Origin of the sequence: Salegentibacter echinorum (assembly GCF_900129445.1) — a bacterium.
GTDB classification, from domain to species: domain Bacteria; phylum Bacteroidota; class Bacteroidia; order Flavobacteriales; family Flavobacteriaceae; genus Salegentibacter; species Salegentibacter echinorum.
This window is the reverse complement of sequence record NZ_FQVT01000007.1, coordinates 81,300-103,678: the sequence shown is the minus strand read 5'-3', so window position 1 is coordinate 103,678 and position 22,379 is coordinate 81,300. Positions and strand designations below refer to the sequence as shown.

Annotated in this window: 22 protein-coding genes; 14 read left to right on the top strand and 8 right to left on the bottom strand. The window is 36.2% G+C overall.

What is annotated here, in order from left to right; translation table 11 throughout:
* Positions 1-19: 19 nt before the first annotated feature.
* The 5 genes from mobB to BUA71_RS17640 form a co-directional block, all read right to left on the bottom strand.
* Positions 20-1,051 (bottom strand): MobB family relaxase, encoded by a 1,032-nt coding sequence (gene mobB, locus BUA71_RS11800; protein ID WP_072879995.1) that lies wholly within the window; start codon positions 1,049-1,051, stop codon positions 20-22.
* Between the two features lie 11 nt (positions 1,052-1,062).
* Complete coding sequence (locus BUA71_RS11795; RefSeq protein WP_245812579.1) at positions 1,063-1,524, bottom strand: BfmA/BtgA family mobilization protein; 462 nt, start codon at positions 1,522-1,524, stop codon at positions 1,063-1,065.
* Between the two features lie 433 nt (positions 1,525-1,957).
* On the bottom strand, positions 1,958-2,338 hold the full coding sequence (locus tag BUA71_RS11790) for a DUF6876 family protein (protein WP_072879993.1): 381 nt from the start codon (positions 2,336-2,338) through the stop codon (positions 1,958-1,960).
* A gap of 75 nt (positions 2,339-2,413) precedes the next feature.
* Positions 2,414-2,770 carry a single-stranded DNA-binding protein gene (locus BUA71_RS11785; RefSeq protein WP_072879991.1) on the bottom strand — a complete coding sequence of 119 codons (357 nt, stop codon included), beginning with the start codon at positions 2,768-2,770 and terminating at the stop codon, positions 2,414-2,416.
* Between the two features lie 56 nt (positions 2,771-2,826).
* On the bottom strand, positions 2,827-2,997 hold the full coding sequence (locus BUA71_RS17640) for a hypothetical protein (protein WP_175545956.1): 171 nt from the start codon (positions 2,995-2,997) through the stop codon (positions 2,827-2,829).
* 779 nt (positions 2,998-3,776) lie between these two features.
* On the opposite strand from BUA71_RS17640, the gene BUA71_RS18010 reads away from it, so the two are divergent.
* The gene (locus BUA71_RS18010; protein ID WP_139277096.1) at positions 3,777-3,935 is read left to right on the top strand and encodes a helix-turn-helix transcriptional regulator; all 159 of its coding nucleotides are present in this window, start codon (positions 3,777-3,779) and stop codon (positions 3,933-3,935) included.
* Positions 3,936-4,366: 431 nt separating this feature from the next.
* Complete coding sequence (locus tag BUA71_RS11770) at positions 4,367-5,575, top strand: site-specific integrase (RefSeq protein WP_072879988.1); 1,209 nt, start codon at positions 4,367-4,369, stop codon at positions 5,573-5,575.
* A 189-nt stretch (positions 5,576-5,764) separates the two neighbouring features.
* Here BUA71_RS11770 and istB read toward each other — a convergent pair whose 3' ends face one another.
* From istB to BUA71_RS11755, 3 genes are all read right to left on the bottom strand, one after another.
* The gene (gene istB, locus BUA71_RS11765) at positions 5,765-6,502 is read right to left on the bottom strand and encodes an IS21-like element helper ATPase IstB (RefSeq protein WP_072879986.1); all 738 of its coding nucleotides are present in this window, start codon (positions 6,500-6,502) and stop codon (positions 5,765-5,767) included.
* Positions 6,503-6,525: 23 nt separating this feature from the next.
* Entirely contained in the window at positions 6,526-8,067 is a 1,542-nt protein-coding gene (gene istA, locus BUA71_RS11760) for an IS21 family transposase (protein WP_072879984.1), read from the bottom strand.
* 525 nt (positions 8,068-8,592) lie between these two features.
* The gene (locus tag BUA71_RS11755) at positions 8,593-9,144 is read right to left on the bottom strand and encodes a TetR/AcrR family transcriptional regulator (protein ID WP_175545959.1); all 552 of its coding nucleotides are present in this window, start codon (positions 9,142-9,144) and stop codon (positions 8,593-8,595) included.
* A gap of 73 nt (positions 9,145-9,217) precedes the next feature.
* Here BUA71_RS11755 and BUA71_RS11750 point away from each other — a divergent pair, with 73 nt between their 5' ends.
* The 12 genes from BUA71_RS11750 to BUA71_RS11690 all read left to right on the top strand — a co-directional run bounded on the left by BUA71_RS11750 (position 9,218) and on the right by BUA71_RS11690 (position 22,362).
* Complete coding sequence (locus tag BUA71_RS11750; RefSeq protein WP_072879981.1) at positions 9,218-10,069, top strand: SDR family oxidoreductase; 852 nt, start codon at positions 9,218-9,220, stop codon at positions 10,067-10,069.
* A gap of 36 nt (positions 10,070-10,105) precedes the next feature.
* Positions 10,106-11,227, top strand: a complete 1,122-nt coding sequence (locus BUA71_RS11745) for an MBL fold metallo-hydrolase (RefSeq protein WP_072879978.1) — start codon at positions 10,106-10,108, stop codon at positions 11,225-11,227.
* Entirely contained in the window at positions 11,224-11,481 is a 258-nt protein-coding gene (locus BUA71_RS11740) for a hypothetical protein (protein WP_083572093.1), read from the top strand. Before BUA71_RS11745 ends, BUA71_RS11740 begins: the two co-directional genes overlap by 4 nt.
* Positions 11,482-11,619: 138 nt before the next feature.
* Positions 11,620-12,459: an RteC domain-containing protein gene (locus tag BUA71_RS11735; protein WP_072879976.1), complete on the top strand. Its 840-nt coding sequence runs from the start codon at positions 11,620-11,622 to the stop codon at positions 12,457-12,459.
* A 279-nt stretch (positions 12,460-12,738) separates the two neighbouring features.
* Positions 12,739-13,023, top strand: a complete 285-nt coding sequence (locus BUA71_RS11730) for a helix-turn-helix domain-containing protein (protein ID WP_072879973.1) — start codon at positions 12,739-12,741, stop codon at positions 13,021-13,023.
* Positions 13,024-13,026: 3 nt separating this feature from the next.
* Positions 13,027-13,746 carry a hypothetical protein gene (locus BUA71_RS11725; RefSeq protein WP_072879971.1) on the top strand — a complete coding sequence of 240 codons (720 nt, stop codon included), beginning with the start codon at positions 13,027-13,029 and terminating at the stop codon, positions 13,744-13,746.
* A complete protein-coding gene (locus BUA71_RS11720) occupies positions 13,730-14,392 on the top strand; it encodes an ATPase (RefSeq protein ID WP_072879969.1) in 663 nt (220 codons plus the stop codon). The genes BUA71_RS11725 and BUA71_RS11720 overlap by 17 nt, the downstream gene beginning before the upstream one ends.
* Complete coding sequence (locus BUA71_RS11715; RefSeq protein WP_013073485.1) at positions 14,389-14,904, top strand: hypothetical protein; 516 nt, start codon at positions 14,389-14,391, stop codon at positions 14,902-14,904. The genes BUA71_RS11720 and BUA71_RS11715 overlap by 4 nt, the downstream gene beginning before the upstream one ends.
* A 1,331-nt stretch (positions 14,905-16,235) precedes the next feature.
* Positions 16,236-16,826 (top strand): TetR/AcrR family transcriptional regulator, encoded by a 591-nt coding sequence (locus tag BUA71_RS11705; RefSeq protein ID WP_072879965.1) that lies wholly within the window; start codon positions 16,236-16,238, stop codon positions 16,824-16,826.
* Between the two features lie 31 nt (positions 16,827-16,857).
* The gene (locus tag BUA71_RS11700) at positions 16,858-17,913 is read left to right on the top strand and encodes an efflux RND transporter periplasmic adaptor subunit (protein WP_072879963.1); all 1,056 of its coding nucleotides are present in this window, start codon (positions 16,858-16,860) and stop codon (positions 17,911-17,913) included.
* Between the two features lie 11 nt (positions 17,914-17,924).
* Entirely contained in the window at positions 17,925-21,050 is a 3,126-nt protein-coding gene (locus tag BUA71_RS11695; protein WP_072879961.1) for an efflux RND transporter permease subunit, read from the top strand.
* A gap of 7 nt (positions 21,051-21,057) precedes the next feature.
* Positions 21,058-22,362 (top strand): TolC family protein, encoded by a 1,305-nt coding sequence (locus BUA71_RS11690; protein ID WP_228249475.1) that lies wholly within the window; start codon positions 21,058-21,060, stop codon positions 22,360-22,362.
* Positions 22,363-22,379: the final 17 nt, after the last annotated feature.

The following is a 22,379-nucleotide window of genomic DNA, read 5'->3' as shown; positions in this document are numbered from 1 at the left end:
TTTGTTTATAACATTAGTATTAGATCCCGATAGAACTTGATTTAATAGCTACGCCCACCCCACGTTTAAGCGTATTAAAAACCTTTAATGCCAGTTGCGCCTGGTTGGTGGGAATGCTCGGCATTATTGGGGCTCCTGTTTTTTGCATCAACTTGAAAGCAATTGCCTTTTCGCTGGTGGGCAATTTCATAAGAGAAGCAAAATAGATTTTAGGACTTTTCACAAATTGCTTTCTAGCTTTGTAGGTTTCTGCGAAATTCCGCTGGTACCCAAAAGTTTTATCGAAAGTCTTTTCCGCTTTATTAAAAAAGGCATCCCGGTCGAAGCCTCTTTTAACCTTTTTACCATGCATCTCTACTTCAGAAGACTTGTACCTGCTTCCGGGAGAAAGACTATAAGAATTGGAAGCATCCTTACGGCTCACAATAATATGGATATGGCTTTGGTTCCCCGCCTTTTGCATTCCCTGTACGATTCTTTTCCCATCTTGTTGATGTGGTGCCTGGCGTTCCAAATTACCAATTTCACTTTTTATTTTTTTGATGTCACCTTCGCTCCTCCCCTGCTTTATATCCCGAAGCTCATTCTTTAGCTGAAGTATCCTGGTGGCAAAAGTTTGGTTTTCCCTTATTTGCCAGTCTGTCCCTTTAAAATTTCGTTGATGTTCTATCTTGGCGTAATATTTTATATCATCCACACTTACCGGACGGCCGTTAATCTCCCTATTAAAAGAGCAAGCATATTCTTTCATCAATTCCCTGGTGTATCGTTTTAAATCTTTGCTGCTATTCTCCAACTTACCAAGTTCGTATTTAGAAGGGTTCACCGTTATGGAATAAAATTTCGGTTCTTTCTTTTTGAGATTTGCTGCATTCCCATCTATCTCCTGAACAACTTCTTCTGCAGAAATATTATCTTCATATTGACTGAAGAAATGCTCCTGTTGGTTTTGCTCCAAACCTTGATTCTCTTTCTCTAAATAATTTGCAAAACCCGCAGCACTTTGCGCATAAGTTTTTCCCAATTTTTGTGCAGTGATGGTGATATACATAATGATCCTTTTTAATCTGTTTGGCTTCTTTCTCGATATTTAGGTTTGGGTTCGCTACTGTTTTTCTTTTCCAAAATGAGCGGTTTATTTTTGGGTTCGGCTTCCTTAAAAAGGGATTGCATCATCGCCACGGTAGGTTTTGTTTGGCTCTTCTCCATATCTTTTAAGATGGCAATAACCCCATTAATCCTCTTCTTAATTAAACTTTCCAGCGTTTGCATTTTAGGCCCCATCGATTCTTCAGGTGAAATACCATTGTGCTCAAAAAATTCGATCATTGATAACAAAGTCATCGATTTTGATTTAGATAATTTCCGGCAAAACCTATGGAATTTCTTTGCTACCGAAGTCTTTAAACTTACGCTCTCAAACCGTTCTTTTTCATATCCTTTATCCATTTTTCCGTGAAAAATTTGTTGATTTTGTTGGGCTGAGAGCGTTTTTCCGTGAAAAATAACGTCAAAACTCAACATTATAAAATTCAAATTTCTGGTAAGAAATTGAATAACAAGTATTTAAACACAAAAAAGGAATCCATAACATCGTGAAACGTGTTATCCTCTTGCTATTCCTTTTCGTCCCGATTTTCTCGGGACAAAAATTTCATACCATTCCTGAAAAAGTAATGGCGTTTTCTTTAGAAAAGAAACGAACTATACTTTTTAAGAAGTAAAAAATTGAAGTTTAGAATAATCCACAATAAAAGTTCAAAAGCCTTGCGAATAATTGAAACCAGAAACTGAAACAACACTAAAAGACCCTTGAAGATTCAAAGGTCTTTACGGTTCTATTTGGAAAAATTCAGATATTAAATATGTAAGTATAACTGTATAAAAGTCGTTTTTATACTTCCTCGTTCAAGCCTGAATAATTAAGATAAAACATAAGGCTAAGTTTTTAAACTTCTTAATATTCGCTTGGTAGCATTAGCGTATTATCGACAAAAAATAACCGCAGTTCATCGAGTGGAAAATCCGTAATCTTATAGCCTTGCTTTTCTAAAATTCTACCATTGCCATCGCTGTACGTGATTTCCGCTTCGTTGCCAGAATAATCTTGCTTCCCTACCTGACATTTTTTAAAATCGATGGTAATAAAATAGCTTTTTTCCATTAAGCTTTTTGCAATTATTGAAGTATCTGTTATCAACCAATAGCAGTCTGCTGCATTGGCTAAATATTTCAGTCCGTTTGTATATCGGGTTCTAATCAATGGGATTTGATAAATAGTTTCAGACCCATTAAAATGTTTTAATCCTTCTAAAATTTCGTTAACTTGGGATTTCATTTTGATTATTTTTTAGAATTAATAATGAAGAAAGAGGGCGCGACTTTCCACGGAAACGCCCTCTTAATTTTTAAATTAATCGGCTGAATTATTGCCGTTCTTAGTACCCAACAACAGAATTTCGTTGGCTTCTATTTCGGTAACATATCTTTTGATACCGTCCTTATCCTCATAGCTCCGGGATTTTAGTTTTCCGCTCACTCCGATTTCCTTGCCTTTGCTGGCATATTTCTCGATAATCTCGGCAGTTTTACCCCAGGCTACTACGGTGTGCCATTCGGTATTTTGCGTTTTCTCGCCATTGGTGTTTTTGTAATATTCGTTTGTGGCAAGTGAAAAACGGGCTACTTTCTTACCGCTTTCAAGGTTCGTAATTTGTGGCTCCTGGCCAACATTCCCAATTAACTGTACGTGATTTTTTAAAGTACTCATGACTAAAGATTTAAAGATTAATTAAATGCTACCTGAACCATTCAGATAGTTTTGGTTTATACTTTTTGAAGTGATTTACTTATTATATCCAGAGCGTTTTCCTCTTTTTGTTTTTTTAACTTTAGTCCCGCTTCCTTTTTGATGTTTTCGTAAGATTTCATAAGATTTGTTTTAGATTTACTTCCCATAGTGCCGTCCGCTGTTACCTTTTTTTGTTGCTGATACATTTTCAATAGTTGGAATTAATAAGGACTTATAAAAGGGAGGCACGACCGGTTATGCAGTCCGTTTAACTTCCAACTGTTGGTATTTTGCTTACAAAAAAAGGTAGGGACAGCGGCGGTGCGGGAGTTATTCTAAATGCATTTGTGAAGTATGAAAACATAGGAAGTGGGACTAAACGAAAAATGATAATTCCGATAAAGCGGACTCCGTTCACGATTTCGGATTACAATTCCCTTTGTTTATGCTCAAGACAGGCTCTCTATTACAAATTAGCAGTGCAGATTAGTGAAATGAAAAGTAGAAATCGAGGATGGTGTCCAAGACCTTTGTAGGGAAGCTCTTTGTCCGTAATGAAGCCCTTCGACAATGTTTGAATTGGGCTAAGTTGAAATGCTCAGGACAAGCTTTTTGTGAAATGCAGCGGCAATGTGCTGACCGGGTTATGAAAACAAATTATTCTTTTAAGTAGAAGTGAAAGCGGACTCAATTTCAAAGATGGAGGTTGTAATGGAGTTTGGCCGCTTCCCGATTTTTCTCGGGAATGAGCGGGCAAGTGGAGTGGAAATCGGAAGCTTTGGAGTTTTGTTCAAGACTTTGCAAAGGAAGCTCTTTGCATTGAATGGAGCTTTTCGCGGAATGGAGCGGCAATGTGCTGAACGGGTTATGGAAACAAATTATTCTTTTAAGTAGAATTGAAAGCGGACTTAATTTCAAAAATGGAGATTGGTAATGAAGTGATTCTGCCTCCCGACCTATTCGGGATTCAGGCAGGTTCAACGAAATGGAAATCGTAATCTTTGGAATTGGGAAAAACCCACAAATCGCAATTCGACTACAAATTTCTCCTCATACTGTCCATTCAGCAAAAAAGAATGCTTATCGAAAATTGAAAAAAATCCTTAAAGACAATTATTATCTATTATTCCTCTTTAATATTTAAGATACTCGTACAATTGTGAAACTTTCCTAAGGATCCCCGCCACTAATTCAGGTAGAAATAAAGAACCATTTAATTTAAGGAATCAGTAAATTAAAATTTATACTACCATATAACTGTATATACCCTTAGATAAAATCACATCCCGAAAATCTCATTATTCTGTACTTATTCTGTACTAATGGAAATAAAAAAAGGCCTAAAATTTCTGTGAAGCCTTGTTTTTACTAGTAGCGGGAACTGGACTCGAACCAGTGACCTTCGGGTTATGAGTATTTTATCACACAACATCAATATTACATAAATATACTGACTTTCAATGTTCTAATTAAATTTTAATAGTATTTGAAATCAAATATCATCAATTAAATCTACAAAATGTTGTACCTATGTTGTACCTGTTTTTATTATCTTTATAGTCTAAAACATTTATTATGGCCACCGTTAAAGCAGTACTCCGAAAAAAAAGAAATCCTGAAGGTCAATATCCAATCGCTGTCAGGATTACCAAAGATAGAAAAAGCTCTTATTTAGGAACTGGTCAATATATTGAAGAAAGATATTGGGATGAGAAAAATAGATGCGTTAGAAAATCTCATCCTAACGCTAATTTCATTAATAACTTTTTACTTACTAAAGTTGCCGAAACAAATAAAAAAGTCCTAGAAGCTGAAAATAATTCTGATTACCAGACCGTAACAACAATTAAAAAAAATATTAGGCAGAAGAAAAAAGTTGATTTTTTTGTAGTAGCAGAAATGCATCTTAAAAACTTAAAGGACAGAGAAAAATATCATCAATATGACACTGAACTTGGTCGCCTTAAAAAGTTTAAGAGTTTTCTCAGAAAAAATGAGTTATCTTTTAATGAACTTAATGTTCCCCTTCTCAGGAAATTTGAAACATATTTACTCCACAATAAAAAACGCTCGCCAAGAACAGTTGTGAATTATCTGATCTTAATAAGAACTATTTATAATTTGGCGATATCTGAATCTTTAGTGGATAGAGGAAGATACCCTTTTGGTAAAGGGAAAGTACAGATACGAATTCCTGAATCACAAAAAATTGGACTAACTAGAAAAGAAATTCAAAAATTAGAGAATAACAGAGATTTGACAGAAGCTCAGCAAAAAGCAGTCGACGTATGGCTTATTAGTTTCTATTTTGCTGGTATAAGAGTAGGTGATGTTTTAAAACTAAAGTGGTCTGATTTTTATGATGGTAGATTAAGATACCGGATGAATAAAAACAGTAAGCTCGTAACCCTAAAAACACCTGATAAGGCTATTTCAATCTTCAAAAAATATCGCCAAAACAGTCAATTGAATAATGATTTAATTTTCGATTATTTAACCGTCACGGACTTGGAAGACACTCAAAAGGTTTCTATAAGAACACAAACTGTAACCCGAAACCTGAATAGACATTTAAAAAAAGTTGCTTCTAAACTAGGCATTACCAAAAAGATGAGTATGCATATTGCTAGACATAGTTTTGGTAATATTTCAGGTGACAAAATTCCTATTCAGATGCTTCAGAAGCTTTATCGGCATTCTTCTGTTACCACCACGATAAATTATCAAGCTAACTTTATTCACAAAGATGCGGATGATGCGCTAGACAGTGTTATTAATTTTTGAAGGCAAATACTTAAATTAAGATTTACGTTCTTATAAAATCGATTAGCTAATTGAAAAGAATTTCATATAGAATTAGAAGTGAAAGCCTAGTACTAGTAAATGAAGTGGCTATTTCGGAGTGATGGTGCCAGCTGTTTCGGTCAAACAGTGCCACTTTGAAAGATACTGCAATTATATAAAAAATTAATCTTATTCGTTCTTTAAAGCTCCTTTTCTTAATGATTCTCCTTTGAGGTCGATCCGGTGTGAGGAGTTCACGATCCTGTCCAAAATAGCGTCTGCTATAGTTCCTTCCCCAATAATATCATACCAGGCCGATACAGGTATTTGTGAGGATATAATGGTAGAAGCTTTGTTGTACCGATCATCAATAATATCCATGAGGGTTTCCCTGGCGTGATTATCAAAGCTCTGCAAGCCAAAATCATCTAAGATCAATAAATCTGCTTTGAGGATTTTACCTAGTTCCTTAAGATAAGTACCATCCATTTTACTGAGTTTTAATTTTTTAAAAAGTCGGGCAGTATTGGTATAAAGGGTCTTGTATTCCATCATACACCCCTGATGCCCTAAAGCCTGTGCCAAATAGCTTTTGCCCACCCCGGAAGCCCCGGTCAGGATAATATTTTCTTTCCTGGTGATAAAATCCAGGGTACCTAAACGGGTAAACATATTCTTATCCAGGTTTCTGTTTTGGGTATAGTTTATATCGGCCAGATTGGCCTGTTGTTTAAACCTTGCCTGTTTTAGAAGGCGTTCTATTTTCCGGTTCTGCCGGTCTTCCCATTGGTGATCGGTTAACAATGCGAGATACTCATCGGCAGTAATGTTCTCTATGCGGTTGTCCTTTAGGTGTTGCAGATGCAACTGGGCCATAGCCCCCAGGCGCATTTGTTTTAGTTTTTCAATAGTCTGATTGTTGTTCATATTCATTGGATTTAAATAGTTTATTATTGATATGCAGAAGCACCCCGTATGTTATCGTGTTCTGGGATGTGCGGTTTATCTTCTTCGAGGTCCTGGTAAAACAGAGAGCTTTTGTCCAGGTTGTTTTTCAGGATATTTTTAATGTGCAGGTAACTAGCGGCATCTGCTTGTAGCGCCCTTTTGCAGGCGTTGTCCAGACGTTGGGAACCATAAGATTTGTGAAGCTGGATCACACCCATAGCGCGTTTATACCCTATTTCTGGATAGTCCACTTTGGTAATGATTTTTTCCACACAGCCGACTACATACTCCCCATGGACGGCGGCTTTCTTTTTAAAAAATTCAGGACTCCAATCGCTATAGTATTTATGGGTACTACTAAGATGCTCTTTGTTGGTGTTATAACTTCCTTTTGATGGATTTCGTGGGTGCAAAGCAATCCGCTGATGGTAATAATACACCTCTACCACAGTGCCGGTATAATGGATAGTGGTTTCTTTCCCTATATACCGGTAGGGAACGCTATAATAGCTTTTATCCGGGGAGAAGTAAACGTAGCCCATTTTCTGAACTTTTGCCCTTCGGTAGCCTTTGAGTTCATAGGCCATCTCCGGCAAGGGTTTTAGGTATTCCCGCTCCACGGATTGAAACAACTCCCTGCGGCTGGCTTCCTTGCGTTGGAACAGCAGGTTATTGTATGGCACTAGCAAGCGTTTTATCTCCCGGTTTAAATCTTCCAAAGAGAAGAAGCTCATCTCCCGAAGTGGGTAATAGATACGCTGATAGGCAAGGTTTACAGCATTCTCCACCAAAGCTTTGTCTTGTGGGGAATACCCCCGGGCGGGATTGATCACACAATTGTAATGCCTGGCAAAATCTTTAAAGCTCCGGTTGATATCAGCCTCATACCTACTGGCACGGGTTACCGCTGATTTTAGATTGTCGGAGACAATAGCTTTGGGCACCCCTCCATAAAAATGCAGGGCATTGCCGCAGCAGGTAATCAGGTCTTCCCGTTTCTGGCTTTTACAGGCTTCCACATAAGTATACTGGCTATTGGGAAGGATGGCCACAAAGACTTCTACCGGGATCACCTCCCCCGTTTGCTTATCAATAATGTGGAGTTTCTTGCCCGCATAATCAATAAACATTTCATTTCCGGGTTCGTGTTCAAGTTTCATGGAGCCTTTGACCTTGGCATACTTGCGCCGGTAGTGTTCCATAAACTGAGTATAGCCGTAAGGATCTTTGGCCTGCGCTACATATTCCTGGTAATGGTATAGGAAAGTAAAACCAGGATGGTTCCGGGCTTTATTGACCCCCTCAAAATCTTCGAAACGAGGGTTGTTAATAGTAGTGTGGGAAGGAAAAAGCTTCTCCAGGGTCGCATTGTCAAAGGTCAACAATTCTTTAGGGGAATAGTCGCTGGCCTTGAAAAAACGTATATACGTATTTACCGTATTGCGGGAGATCCCAAGGGTAGCACCTATTTTACGGTTGCTAAACCCATCGAGATGGAGGGAAATGATTTGTTTTAAGTCCATTGGATCAAGTGTGTTGGCCATGTCGCTCGTTTTTAAGCGACAAGGTATTATTTACTTGATCTTTCAAAGTGGCACAAAACGAACCGAAACAACTGGCACAAAACGAAACGTTATAAGTTTGCTCCGCCAGATAAAAGTGGCACAAATTGAACCGAAATGCCTGGCACTAACCGACCGAAATCACTGGCACATTTTGATCCGAGATATCCAAATGAAGTCCTAATTAGGGTTCAGTGATAACAAAACCTTTTATAATACAATACTGACAATCGCGAAATTAATATTATTCATTTTTAATTAATAGATTGACATTGCTGTATATATTTCGTAACGACAAGTATTATTCTGTAATACTGATAAATATATTTGAATTGCTTATTATCAAAAGTTCACAAAACAAATAAGCACCTGATTAATAGATATTAAAAATTAAATTCACCAAATTTCCTGAATCAAATTTCAAATTGTTTTATAAATATTTTATACTTTCTGTAAGTAAGATACCTATACGATTCAACTTACTTATTTCAGTTTAAATTATTAAATCTAAATCTTGATACAAATTCGTATAAGTAAATCAATATGCCTTTTTAAGTCATCCAGATCATCAACCTGTTTCTTAATACCTATAACCGCAGATGAGATAATAACAGCAACGTCTCTAGGTTCAATATCATTATTAAAGCTTTTATGTGGAAAAAGTTTTAGCACTTCCTCTAAATCAGATATAAATAAGTCAGTACTTTTTTGCATACAATTTCTGGTGAAAGAAAATTCATTTTCATACAATTCTGCACTTTCAGGTGATTGATTTAACCAAGTGTACGTTTCTACTACCCAAATATTCATCACCTCTCTCAGTTTTAAAAGCGGCTCTTTCAATTTAGCGTTTCTTTTTTTTACTTCCGCAGAAAGTTCTTGCGACAACATAAGGATAAGAGCTTTGAAAATCTCTTCTTTTTTAGGGTAAATAAGATAGAGTCCAGGTCTCGAAATTCCAACTGCTTCAGCAATATCGTTCATTGTAGTTTTGGTATATCCATACTTTACAAAAATGGCTTTAGAGGCATTTAAGACTTCTAGTTCTTTCTTAGTCATATTTTTTTTACAAATATACATTTTTTGTCAATATATAATTATACCTTTGACAAATATTGTTCAATTGTAAAAAATGAAAAAAACTATATTAATTACGGGAACTAGCAGTGGTATCGGATATTCTATTGCTAAAGAATTTTCAGAAGCTAACTACAAAGTAATTGCTACAATCCGTAAAGTCAAGGATGCCGAAAGACTCAAAAAAGAACTAAATGAAAATGTTTACCCTATAATATGTGATGTAACGAATCCAGAACAGGTCAACGATCTTGCGAGATATGTAAAAGAGATTTCCCTGAACGGACTTCTTGATGGATTGATAAATAATGCAGCTATTGAAATTGTTTCTCCCATCGAGTTTCAGGATTTGGAAGATACAAGAACTTTATTCGAGACCAATCTTTTTGGTTTAATGCACGTTACTCAAACCCTTTTACCACTTCTTGGCACTAGTTCAAAAGCGAATAAGCATACTGGCAGAATTATAAATGTTAGTTCAGTAGGTGGTGTATTGTCCCTTCCATTTCTTTCCGCATATGCGACGACTAAGCACGCATTAGAAGGTTATTCACACAGCTTGCGTCGAGAATTAAGTTTATTCGGCATTAAGGTAATTATTCTTGCGCCGGGTGCGATTAAAAGTAAAATATGGGAAAAAGATCAGCTGGATAAAAAATCATATAATGGCAGTCGATATGAGCAACCATTTAAAAGCTTCAAAAAAATGATGGTAAAAGCTGAGAAAAATGCAGCCTCTTCAGCATCTATTGCCAAATTCACCCTTAAAATTTTTGAAACATCCTCTCCAAAAGTACGCTATACTTTTACCCCGGGAAGATTCTTTAACTGGACTTTACCTTCTATTCTTCCTCATAAAGGTGTCGATTTTATATTTAATAAAGTGATTAGCTTATCTAAGAAATAGGAAACGAAGAATCTATAAACAATTTAAAAAATTTAGGTGAAAAAAATAATAAAAAATTTGATGATAATATTCATTACAATAATGGTCGTGCTTATCACATCTACATTTTTATATATGCAACAAGATATGTTTGGCAAAAAACCTACTGGATCCAGACTTGAAAAAATAAAACGTTCCCCCAATTACCGGAATGGAAAATTCCAAAATTTAAATTACACTCCCGTTTTGGCAAAGGGTTATAATTACTATGAGGTGATGTATGATAACCTTATTAAAAATAAACCTAATCACTATCCTAAAGATAAAATACCTTCAATTAAAACAGACTTGTTAAATCTATCACTTGATGAAAATGTATTAGTTTGGTTTGGCCATTCCTCCTATTTTATTCAAATAAACCAAAAGAGAATTTTAGTTGACCCTGTTTTTAGTGGCAGTGCTTCCCCAATTCCAAATACTATAAAATCATTTGAGGGTACGGATATTTATTCTGTAAAAGATTTACCTGAAATCGATTACTTGTTTATTTCCCACGATCATTATGATCACTTGGATTATAAAACTTTGGTGGCTTTAAAGGACAAAATAAATAAAGTTATTTGTGGCCTTGGAGTAGGTTCTCATTTTGAACATTGGGGATATGACCCTAAAAAAATAATTGAAAAAGACTGGTATCAAAAAATCGAATTAGATAAGGATTTTATAGTTTTTATAGAACCGGCACGTCATTTTTCAGGGAGAGGGCTATCTAGAAACAACACCCTATGGGCTTCATATGTTCTGCAAACCTCGCTTTTTAAAATCTATCTAGGTGGTGATAGCGGATACGATACCCATTATAAAGAAATTGGAGAAAAACACGGTCCTTTAGACTTAGTAATATTGGACAACGGTCAATATGATAAGGCTTGGAGATATATACATAATCTTCCCAAAGATGTATTAAAAGCGGCTGTAGATTTAAAAGCGAAACGGATATTTCCAGTACATTCTTCAAAATTTGCGCTTGCAGCACACCCTTGGAATGAACCCCTTTCAGAAATTACCGCATTAAATAAAGGGGGTAATATTCCATTGATAACTCCAAAAATCGGTGAACTGGTATATCTAGACATGATTGATCAAAAATTTGAAAATTGGTGGGAAACTATAGAATGAATGTACCTAAAAAACAAAATGTTAGAAACGTTGAGGTTAAAATGGAAATATCAATTTTTAGGACCTCAGTAGCAACTGAGACCAATATAAATGAACTTAGAGCAATGCTTGACATTTTAGTGGGAGCTGGAAACTGGAATTTTGATTTAGAGGATGTAGATAACATATTGAGAGTAAATTATCCACCTCATCAAAATAACTTTTTAGCTAATGAATTAAGAAAATATGGCTTCGTATGTATTGAACTATATTAGGTTTTAAAAAATATCCATACCTAAATAATTGATTATCAACATAAATATATTAATAATCAATTCGAAAAGGATTTAATATGATCATTGAAGTTATGCAGGTTCAATAAGATGTAATCAGCTTGATAAAACTAAATTTTAGTGACAAATGAAATACAACATATACTTGATGAATGTAAGTTAGCGCTTGATGACGTTAACGACAAAAACCTCAATGAATTTTCGAATGTTGAAGAAGGCATTAAAATATCTCGAAAATATTTACAAAAATTAAGAGTTGTTTTACGAGAAAATAATTTTATCAATAAAGAAAATGAAATCCTCTTTTTCAAAAAGCAAAAACCATTCATCTACGGGCAACTTAAGTTTTATGCTAAATTATATAAATACCTACTTCAGAAACCAAGAGGTACCGATAAGTCAAAACGTAAATACTTAGACACTGAAATAAAAAAACTTCAGGAATATTATTATCACAATGCTGAGTTTATTAAATATTATAGACAGAATGCTACTTTTCTAGATGAGTTTTATTTTTTACGTGGTAATGATAACATCGGCTTACTTTCAGATACATCTCATTTTTATACCGATGCCGAATTCTCTACTAGCCACGATAATGCTGTTGCAAAGATTTTGGCATATGATTTATTGTTAAACCATTACACCAATGAATTAAATGACTTGAAAAAATCAACAAGAAAAATTTCAAACAATGAAAAATTATTAGAAAGTTTGAGTCTTACGTGGACTTCAAATAAAATTGATTTAATTGAACTTATTTACTCATTAATAGCATCTGGAACTGTAAAAGGAGACATTAAGGATTTAGCGACCGCTTTTGAAAAAATATTTGACATCAACTTGGGAAATTACTATCGAAGCTTTTTGGAAATCAGAGGACGTAAAGAAGATTACGCTAGATTTTTAGATTTATTGAAAACAAGCCTCCTGAAAAAAATTAAAGAAGCAGATAATTAAATTTAAAGAGATTATTTATAAAGCAAACACCCAAGTTGGTTTCAACTTGGGTGTTTGCTTTAAAGTAGATTTTAGCAAATTCTATATAATAAGAAAAGCCTTTTATATATTAAACCAATTCAAAAACCACTAAATAACAGAATGTTAAATCTTTGCACAACTTGGGTTCGACTTGTGAAGAAAACCCAATAAAACTCTCCAAATTCGTAGAACGAAAGTTAAATCAGGTAAAAGCTAACTATTTAAATTTATTAAAGCTTTTCCATAAATCGTTCTATTATGCCAACAAGTATTATTACCACCGACGATCTTCAAGAATTCAAAATGGAATTACTGGATGATATCAAAAACCTTCTAGCCAAACAATCTTCCGGAAAAATCAAAAAGTATCTTAAATCTTCTGAGGTGATGGACTTACTTCAAATAAGTCCTGGAACACTTCAAAATTTACGGATTAATGGTACCCTTCCCTACACAAAAGTAGGTGGTATTATTTATTATGATGCTGAAGAGATCCAAAACGTAATGGAAGAAAATCGTGTTCAGCACGATTTAAGTTCTTAAGAGATGAACTACATTAAGCTATTGAATTCGGCTTTTTCAGCGTTCTATTTCGATGACCGTTTAAACCCTACTCACATCAGTCTGTATATGGCGCTGTTTCAGGAATGGAACAGTAGCCGTTTTGCAGAAGATTTTTTTGTGAACCGTAGAGATTTGATGCGCGCGGCCAAGATTGGTTCTAAATCTACTTATCATCGTTGCGTAACTGACCTTAACTCGTGGAATTACCTCACCTATTTTCCATCAAATAATCCTTATAAAGGAAGTAAAATTAAGATGTCCATTATCGGGACAAGTGATGAACCAGATCTGGGACACTACGATCCCAAATTAGAGCAACTTGCGGAACAGTACCATCCCATACGTGAACCGGTAGTGAACCAGCACCGTCCCACCAGTGGACAAGCATTGGTATCTACTATAAACAATAACAAACAAGAAAACAATAATAAACAGCCAAAGGCCAGGCAGGCTGTTTTAGATTTTTTTATTGAAAAAAATTTTGATGCAAATGAAGGAGAAAAATTTTTCGATCATTACGAAAACAAAGATTGGAAAACGAGCGATGGAAAAGCCATACGTGACTGGAAAGCCTTAGCCGTGAACTGGATGGATAGAACCGAATTGTTTGACCAGGAAAACAGGCCAAACAAAAAGCAAGCGTATCATAAAGAGGATAACTTGCGTACCACTAAAACCAAAGACTATGGACAACCCCTCTAAAATAACCGAAGGTGGCGTGGAATATTCGCTAGGTGAATTTGACGGTAAAAACGTAACATACGATTTTCTGAAAATCTTGATTTACCTGGATGCAAAAGGTAAACTACTTTTCGGTAAAAGATTCAGGATTTATGAAGAGGATAAAAAGATACTTTTGAAATTATGCTCATATTTTATCAGAGACCGTGAGTCTTGCAGCAAATTTGATATCGATTTAGAAAAAGGAATCCTCCTTTCCGGTCCGGTAGGTTGTGGCAAAACCAGTTTAATGAAGTTGCTTCGACATTTAGTTCCTTTTCAACGCCCCTATGAAATGATCCCTTGCCGTAATGTAAGTTTCAGTTTTAATCATTTAGGTTTCAAAACTATTGAAGAATATGGCAATACTAAATTCTTCTGCTTTGACGATCTGGGCGTAGAACCCGCCGGTAGGTTTTACGGAAAAGATTTGAATGTTATGGGAGAAGTGCTTTTATCTCGTTATGATTTATACTTGCAAACCAAACATAAAGTCAAGACTCACGCTACCACCAACCTAAACGCTGATGAACTTGAAGAACGTTACGGAAATCGAGTGCGAAGCCGGATGCGAGAACTATTTAATTTAATTGCTTTTGATAAAAAAAGCAACGACAAAAGAGTATGATAGATTCGAAAAAAATATTGTATTCAAATGGTAAAAACGATGAATGCCATACCCCTGCGTATGGAGTACTTCCAATTTTAGAATATATCCCTAAAGGCAAAATCATTTGGTGTCCTTTTGATACTAAAGATAGTTGGTTTGTCAAACTTATTTCTCTTCAAAGTCCAGTGGTATATTCCCATATTTCAAATGGAGAAAATTTTTATACCTACGAACCTAAGAATTGGGATATCCTTATCTCTAATCCACCCTTTACCAACAAACGTTTAATTTTTGAACGCGCCCTTTACTTCAAAAAACCTTTTGCTCTTTTAATGACCAATACTTGGCTAAATGATGCTGCTCCAAAGCAATTATTTAAAGAGAGGGATTTACAATTATTAATGTTTGATAAGCGCATGAAGTTCGACAACCGTAATAAAATTACTTTTAGCAGTAGTTATTTTTGTTGGAATTTTTTACCGAAGCAGATTGTTATGAAAACATTGAATAAAAACGATCTAAAACCCTAATATGGATTATGGTAATTCATTAAGAACATTAGAAAATCCCAAGAATTTATAGGGATGGGGGCGATTTAAACTATCATCACCAACCTTAATGATGATGAGAAGATGAACGCTACGGAAACAGCGTAAGCAGCCAAATGCAGCAGCTGTTTAAGTTAGTCGCGTTTTATAAAGAAGTAAAGACAAAAGTGTAGTATAAAATCTTAGAAATTACTGGTTTCAGGATGAAAAAAATTCTTTACCATTTTTTGGTCGCTCTCTTTGCCAATAGAATTTAAGGTTTCTCAAACCGGAAACCATACTTGCAATACATATTTAAAACCAGAAACAATGGATGATTGGTATACAAAATCATGCTGTGCAATTTCATTTCTTGAGTTTTTCCAAGGCTTTATTCGTTAACAACTGTCGAATCCTTAATTCTCGGAAATCTGGTTTCAATTTCATCTTGACCAAGGTGTATTCTTTGTCCGTAACTCTTTCCAACCCAATAGAAACAACAATTTAATTTTCTAGAGAGTATAGAAAATATATTCCTTTTATATAGGATTTCTTTTAGAGAGCTCTCAAAAAAAGATTTGTCATATTAGTGTCTTCAAAATATTAGATAAGCCATTGGTAATGAATATCCCTACAGGCATCCCCATAGGAATGTTCATAAAGAATTATTTGTACGTTTATCTTTTCTTTTTTAATCTTAAAAAATATTCTAGAGATTTTTTTTATTAAACAATTCTACGTTCCATCATTATTCCATTAAGTTCTTTATCCAGTTTTTTAAGCACAAAGCTCAGATGCTTAAAAAATCCTTTTGAGGGATGTAGCAAGTGGCTTTGATAAGTTTTTTTTGGATAATTCTGTTTTATTTTTTCAATCAAATATTTTGCTATCCTTTGATATTTGCACTTCTCCAGCAATCTAATAGTATTTTATTATTATTTTATCTTCCCTAACATGAATAGCGGTATACCCCGATGTTAAGACATTTATACTAGCCAGGTAATAAATTTTTGACATCTGTCAAATTTGGAATAATTTCTTCGTGAACCAGATGCGAAAATATTTCACGCTCTATGGCTTTATCCAAATTTATAATAAATTAATTATCGCATCTTTCTATGTTAAACACCCCGGCTGCTTTAAAATTTGGTGTGCTTTTTCATTGAACCTTTCTAATATGGATTTTTCATTCATTCTCGTCTCAAATTCAGTAAGGGAAATAAAGAGGTTATGTGGATTGGTTGTCACTTTAGATAATCATATTATTCATATTTTTTATTTCGATATTATTTTGGTTTTTGTCTATAATTAAACATTTTAATTATATTTGTCCAATGAAAGACGATTTAGTTAAAGATCACATTATTAATTCTTCCGTGGCGGTATTTAAAAAATTGGGGTTTGATAAAGTCACAATGGATAATATTGCCAAAGCCGCAAATAAAGGTAGAAGCACACTCTACTATTACTTTAAAAACAAACATGAAGTTTTTGAGCAGGTGGCCGAAATGGAATACTTTTCTATAATAGAACCTGCCAAAGCGAAAATTAAAAAATCTAACACTATTGAAGAAAACCTACGGTTATATAATGAGATTAAACTCAAAAGTCTCATAAATAAAACCAAAGAGTATACTTTTTTGCTAGAAGACATTAAGCAAAACTTCAACATTGCTCATTCCCTATTTATGAAGTTAAGACATATAGAGAATAGTATTTTTCAAGAAATACTCACGTGGGCAATCCATAAAAAAGAAATCGCCCCCATTAGTCAGGAAAATATGCAATTTTTAGCAATGACTATGGTAACCGCCTATAGCGGTTTAGAAAAAGAAATGCTCCTTTACGGTTCCATAGAAAATATGTCAGTAAGGCTCGATTGGCTTGTCAATATTCTTATTAAAGGTTTAAAATACGATCAATAACTAAAATCCTCACAAATTAAAATTATAACATATGCGCAAGTTTCATTTCATCCTTTTGTTTTGTTTGGCAACGTTAACGCTTCAAAGTTGTAAAAAAGAAGAAAAAGAAAGGGAAATTCAACCCATCGAGGTTAAAACCGTAATGGTAGGCAACACTTCTTTAGAAAGTAGTGGAGCCCATTTTTCTGCCACTGGTAGAATTGCTGCCGATAAAAGCGTAAAACTAAGTTTTCAGGTATCCGGGACCATTGAACAATTTCCGGTAGGTATGGGCGATTTTGTACAAAAAGGAAGCCTAATTGCCAAAATAGATGGTACAGCCTATCAAAAACAGTATGAAGCAAGAAGAGCGCAAGCTGAAATGGCAAAAGACAATTACAATCGTGTAGAAGAAGTCTATAAAAAAGGAAGTATTGCTGAAGTAAAAATGGTAGAAGCACGCTCCAATTACAAACAGGCCGAAGCAGCCGCGCAAGCCAGCTACCAAAACGTGAAATTCACCCGTATTACCGCTCCTTTTACTGGTTATATTGGTGAAAAAATGATGGAAACCGGAGATCTGGCATCACCCGGCCAACCCATCGTCGATTTTTTTGATATCGATAAGCTTAAAGCCATCATTCCAATTCCAGACGATCAGGTAAACCAATATCAAACCGGAGATAAAGCCATTGTAAAAATAGAAGTCTTAGATACCGAATATGAAGGTGAAATTACCGAAATATCCGTACAATCAGACAGTAACACCCCTAGCTATACCGCAAAAATTACCATTAACAATAAAGACAAAAAAATAAAGCCCGGGATGGCCTGTACCGTTACACTTCCCGAAAAAGAAAATACTTCAGAAGAAGCCTCTAACACTTTCATTGTTCCTGTAGAAACCGTATCGGTAACCGAAAAGAATGAAAATTTTGTCTATGTAGTAAACGAAAACAAAGCAGAAAGACGCATTGTAAAAACCGGAAAACTATACAACAATGGCATCGCCATCACTGAAGGTTTACAAAAAGGAGATCAACTTATCACTTCAGGCTACCATAAGCTCACTCAAGACACTCCGGTTACAATTATAAACAAACAATAAGTCCTTATTTTATGAAAAAACAAGGTTCGATGATAGAATGGGCAATGAAAAACAAAGCTTTTCCACTGGCATTAGCTTCTGTTTTTGTGGTGATTGGCTTGTTAGGGCTTTTCAATATGCCCCGTAACGAATTTCCTGAATTTACGATTCGGCAAGGATTGGTAATGGGGTTTTATCCCGGTGCCAATTCACAAGAAGTAGAAGAACAACTTACCGCTAAAGTCGAAAAATTCCTGTTCAGCTATAATGAAGTAGACAAAGAAAAAACCTACTCTTATACCCGTGATGGCGAAATGTACATTTATGTGGAAGTAGCCAACCGTGTAGGCCACAATGAAACTGAACAATTTTGGAACAAGCTTAAAAACGACCTATTAATCTTTCAGCAACGTAGTGTCCCTCCCGGCGTTAAGGGAATTATAGTGAACAGTGATTTTGGAAGTACTGCCGCGATGATCCTGGCCGTAGAATCTAAAACCAGACCTTACAAAGACCTGCAAAAACACGTAGAAGAAATAGAAGATCAACTTCGGCAGGTGAAAGGGATGGCAAAAATTAGCCACTCCGGCGGACTTACCGAGCAAATTTCGGTTTACGTAGATCAAAATAAACTGGCACAATACGGAATTAGCCCAGGCACTTTAATGCAAAGCTTGCAATCGCAGGGAACCATACGGCCCAACGGCACTTTAGAGTCGCCCACTTTTGACCGTCCTATAAATATGGAGGTGTTTCTTAAAAATGTGACCGATATTTCCAACCACATTGTAAGCACCGATCGGGACGGACGTGTGATCCGTATAAAAGATATTGCCAAAGTAAAAAAAGAATACGAAGATCCAGACTCCTTTATTACCGCCAATGGAACCAAAGCGATGATCATTACGCTCGAAATGGCTTCCGGTAACAATATTGTACAATTTGGAGACCGAATTGATGAAAAACTCGACACCTTTAAAGAACAACTTCCGCAGGATATTCAGTTAAGAAAAATTGCCAACCAGCCCGAAGTAGTTCATCATTCCATAAGCCACTTCCTTAAAGAATTCGGCTTTGCCCTAGCCGGGGTAATTATTGTAACGCTACTGCTCCTACCCTTTCGTGTAGCTTCAGTTGCCGCAGCCACCATTCCTATTACCATTCTCGCCACCCTTGCGTTAATGTTTATGCTGGGAATGGAGCTAAATACCGTAACCTTAGCCGCCCTAATTATCGTATTGGGAATTGTGGTAGATGATCCCATTGTGGTCATAGATAACCACGTAGAGAAACTAGATGAAGGACAATCGGTTTGGAAAGCCGCCCTTAACAGTGCCAAAGAACTTTTCCCATCGGTATTTACAGCAACCCTTGCCATATCGGCCACCTTCCTGCCTTTAGTATTTTTTATGACAGGAACCGCGAAAGACTTTTTAAGTACCTTCCCCTATACTATAATGCTGGCATTATTCCTTTCACTCGCCATTTCTGTATTATTAGTGCCCTTCTTCAATACCATATTCATTAAAAAAGGATTGCACCATAACAAAAAGGAAGAAGACAAAGAGAAGAAAAAATCGATGCTAGAAAAGTTACAGCACTTCTTCAATAAGAGTGTTGAAAGCGCAATGAAGCATTATAGAATTACAGTAGGTATTGGTGTACTTTCCATAGTTGTGGGAGTATTCTTTTTCTCTAACCTATCGCAGGAATTGTTTCCGGTAATTGAAAGGAACCAATTTGCAGTAGAAGTTTATCTTTCTAAAAACAGCAGTCTCGAAGAAACCGAAAAAGTAGTAAAAGAGTTTGAGAAGATTTTAGAAAAAGACGAGCGTATTCACGACTATACCAGTTTTATAGGCGAAAGTTCACCGCGTTTCCATATGGTTTACGCGCCCAACCTTCCCGCTAAGAACTATGCCCAAATTTTGGTCACCACTACCTCAGACGATGCTACGGAAGAAGTGCTGAAAGAATATGATAAAAAATACGCTGAAATGTTTACCAACGCGTATTTAAGGATGAAACAGCTAAATATGATTGCCAAACCCGCACAGGTAGAAGTGCGCCTTTTTGGTGATAATATCGACACCTTAAAAAGCTACGGAGATAAAATCATTGACCTGGCAAGAGAAACCCCAGAAACCATTTGGTCCAGAACCAATTATGGGGAAATGCAGCAAACCGTTGCCATTGATGTTAATGAAGCCGAAGCATCACGCATAGGCCTTACCCGTGAAAATATCGCCAACACCATAGCGATGAATATGGAAGGATTAAATGCCACACAGATTTGGGACGGCGATTATGCCATTAACGTAAAAGTAAAGGCTGAAGATCATAAAGATCAATCGGTTTCCAGCCTAAGGGAATTATCCATTATCTCACCTAATACCGGTAAAACAGTACCACTACGTCAGGTAGCCAAGATAACCCCGGGTTGGGAACAAGAACAAATTGTAAGACGTAACGGAATGCGCTGCTTAACCGTACGTGTAGATATTGAAAAAGGAGCCGTAGCCAATGTGATATTAGGCAAGCTTCGTCCCAAAATCGAAGAAATGGAGCTTCCAGACAGTATCACTGTAGGTTATGGAGGTGAACACGAAATGAGTCAGGAAAACCTGGTACCTATGGGAATCTCATTATCCATAAGTGTCCTTATTATTTTCCTTATCCTGCTTTGGCATTTTAGGAAATTTAAACAAGCCCTATTAAGTTTCATCACAATGCCACTTAGTATATTTGGTGCAGCCCTAGGACTAATGTTAATGCAATATCCTTTTGGATTTACTTCCTTCTTAGGGATATTGGCACTTTGCGGGATCGTGGTAAGAAACGGTATTATTTTGATCGATTTTGCCAATGAATTAAGAGTTCATCACGACCATTCAGTTTACCGAGCTGCCGCACACGCCGCCAAACGAAGAATGCGTCCTATTTTCCTTACCTCCTCTGCCGCTGCCGTTGGAGTAACGCCAATGATTATTAGTAGATCAAGTTTATGGGGACCATTAGGAACCGTTATCGCCTTTGGTTTAATGATGTCTATGATACTTACCCTATATGTTTTACCCGTATTATACTGGTTGTTTTTTAGGAACGAAAAAGACGAAGAGGAAAAAGAAGAAACAAAAGAAAATAATGCAAACGCCTAGAAATAGTATGAAAAAGATGCTAATAAAGAACAGTACACCCCTTGTTATTTGGTGTATGCTAAGTTTTTTGTCCTGCGGAAGTTTACTTGCACAAGAAAAACTAAATTTAGAAGAAGTTAAGGAAGCCGCATTATCGTACAGCAACGATATCAAAAACGGAAAAATAAGAATAGAACAAGCTGAAGCCGCCAAACAAGAAGCTATTGCCAATTATTTTCCGCAAGTTAGTGCAACCGGAATCGGCTTATATGGGTTTAAGGACTTTGTCCCGCCCATCCCAGAAATACTGCCCGATGGAATCGATAATTTTTATCAGGCCGGAGCCACAGCAACCGAAGTTGTTTACGCCGGAGGAAAAATAAGAAGCGCCAGTGCCCTGGCAAGTCTTCAGGCAGAAACCCGAACCATACAAGCCGAGCAGGCAACAGATTCGGTAATTCTAAATACCGAACAAAAATACTGGCAACTGGTACAAGTACAAGAACAACTTAAAGCCATACGCGCCAGCAAAATGTACCTGGACGAATTACTGAAGCAACAACAAGATTTGCTTTCAGCCGGACTTATCGCTAAAAATCAATTACTTCGGGTAAGGACCAACCGCAGTAGAGTACTTTTACAACAAAGCAAACTCGGCAATCAGCGTAAACTGGCATTACTTGATTTAGGGCTTTATGTAGGGAAAATTTACGATACAACCACCGTCGTTGCCGATACGTTAAAGCAAGTCACCCCACCCCGACTTAAATACCCTAACCCCGATCTCGATTTTCAAAACAACAATAATTACAAGCTGCTTGAAAAATCGATAAGCGCATCGCAATTGCAAACGAAAATCACAAAAGCCGACTTATTACCACAGGTTTCTGTTGGAGTAAATGCAGGTTATTTCGGAACGTTCAACGATGCGATTGACAGTCAGTTTATGCCGGTGGCCTTTGGGATGGTAAGCATTCCCATCTCCGATTGGTGGGGAGCCGGTCGCCATAAAGTGAAGCAAAAAGCGCTGCAGGAAAAAATTGTACAGAATAATTTCGACGATCGCAAAGACGAACTTAAAATAGGGATTATGAAGTCCTGGTACGACCTGATGGATGCTTATAAGCAAATTAATTATGCTAAGGACAATCTGGAGTATGCCAATGAGAACCTAAAGGTTCAACGGGATAATTACAACAGCGGACTGAACAACCTTACGGATCTATTAGACGCGCAGCAACAAGAAGAATCGGCAGAAACTGAATACGCTAATGCTTATGCGAATTATAAGATTGCAGAATCGAAGTATTTGTTTGTAACGAACAACCTATAAAATTCGCAAGAAATTAA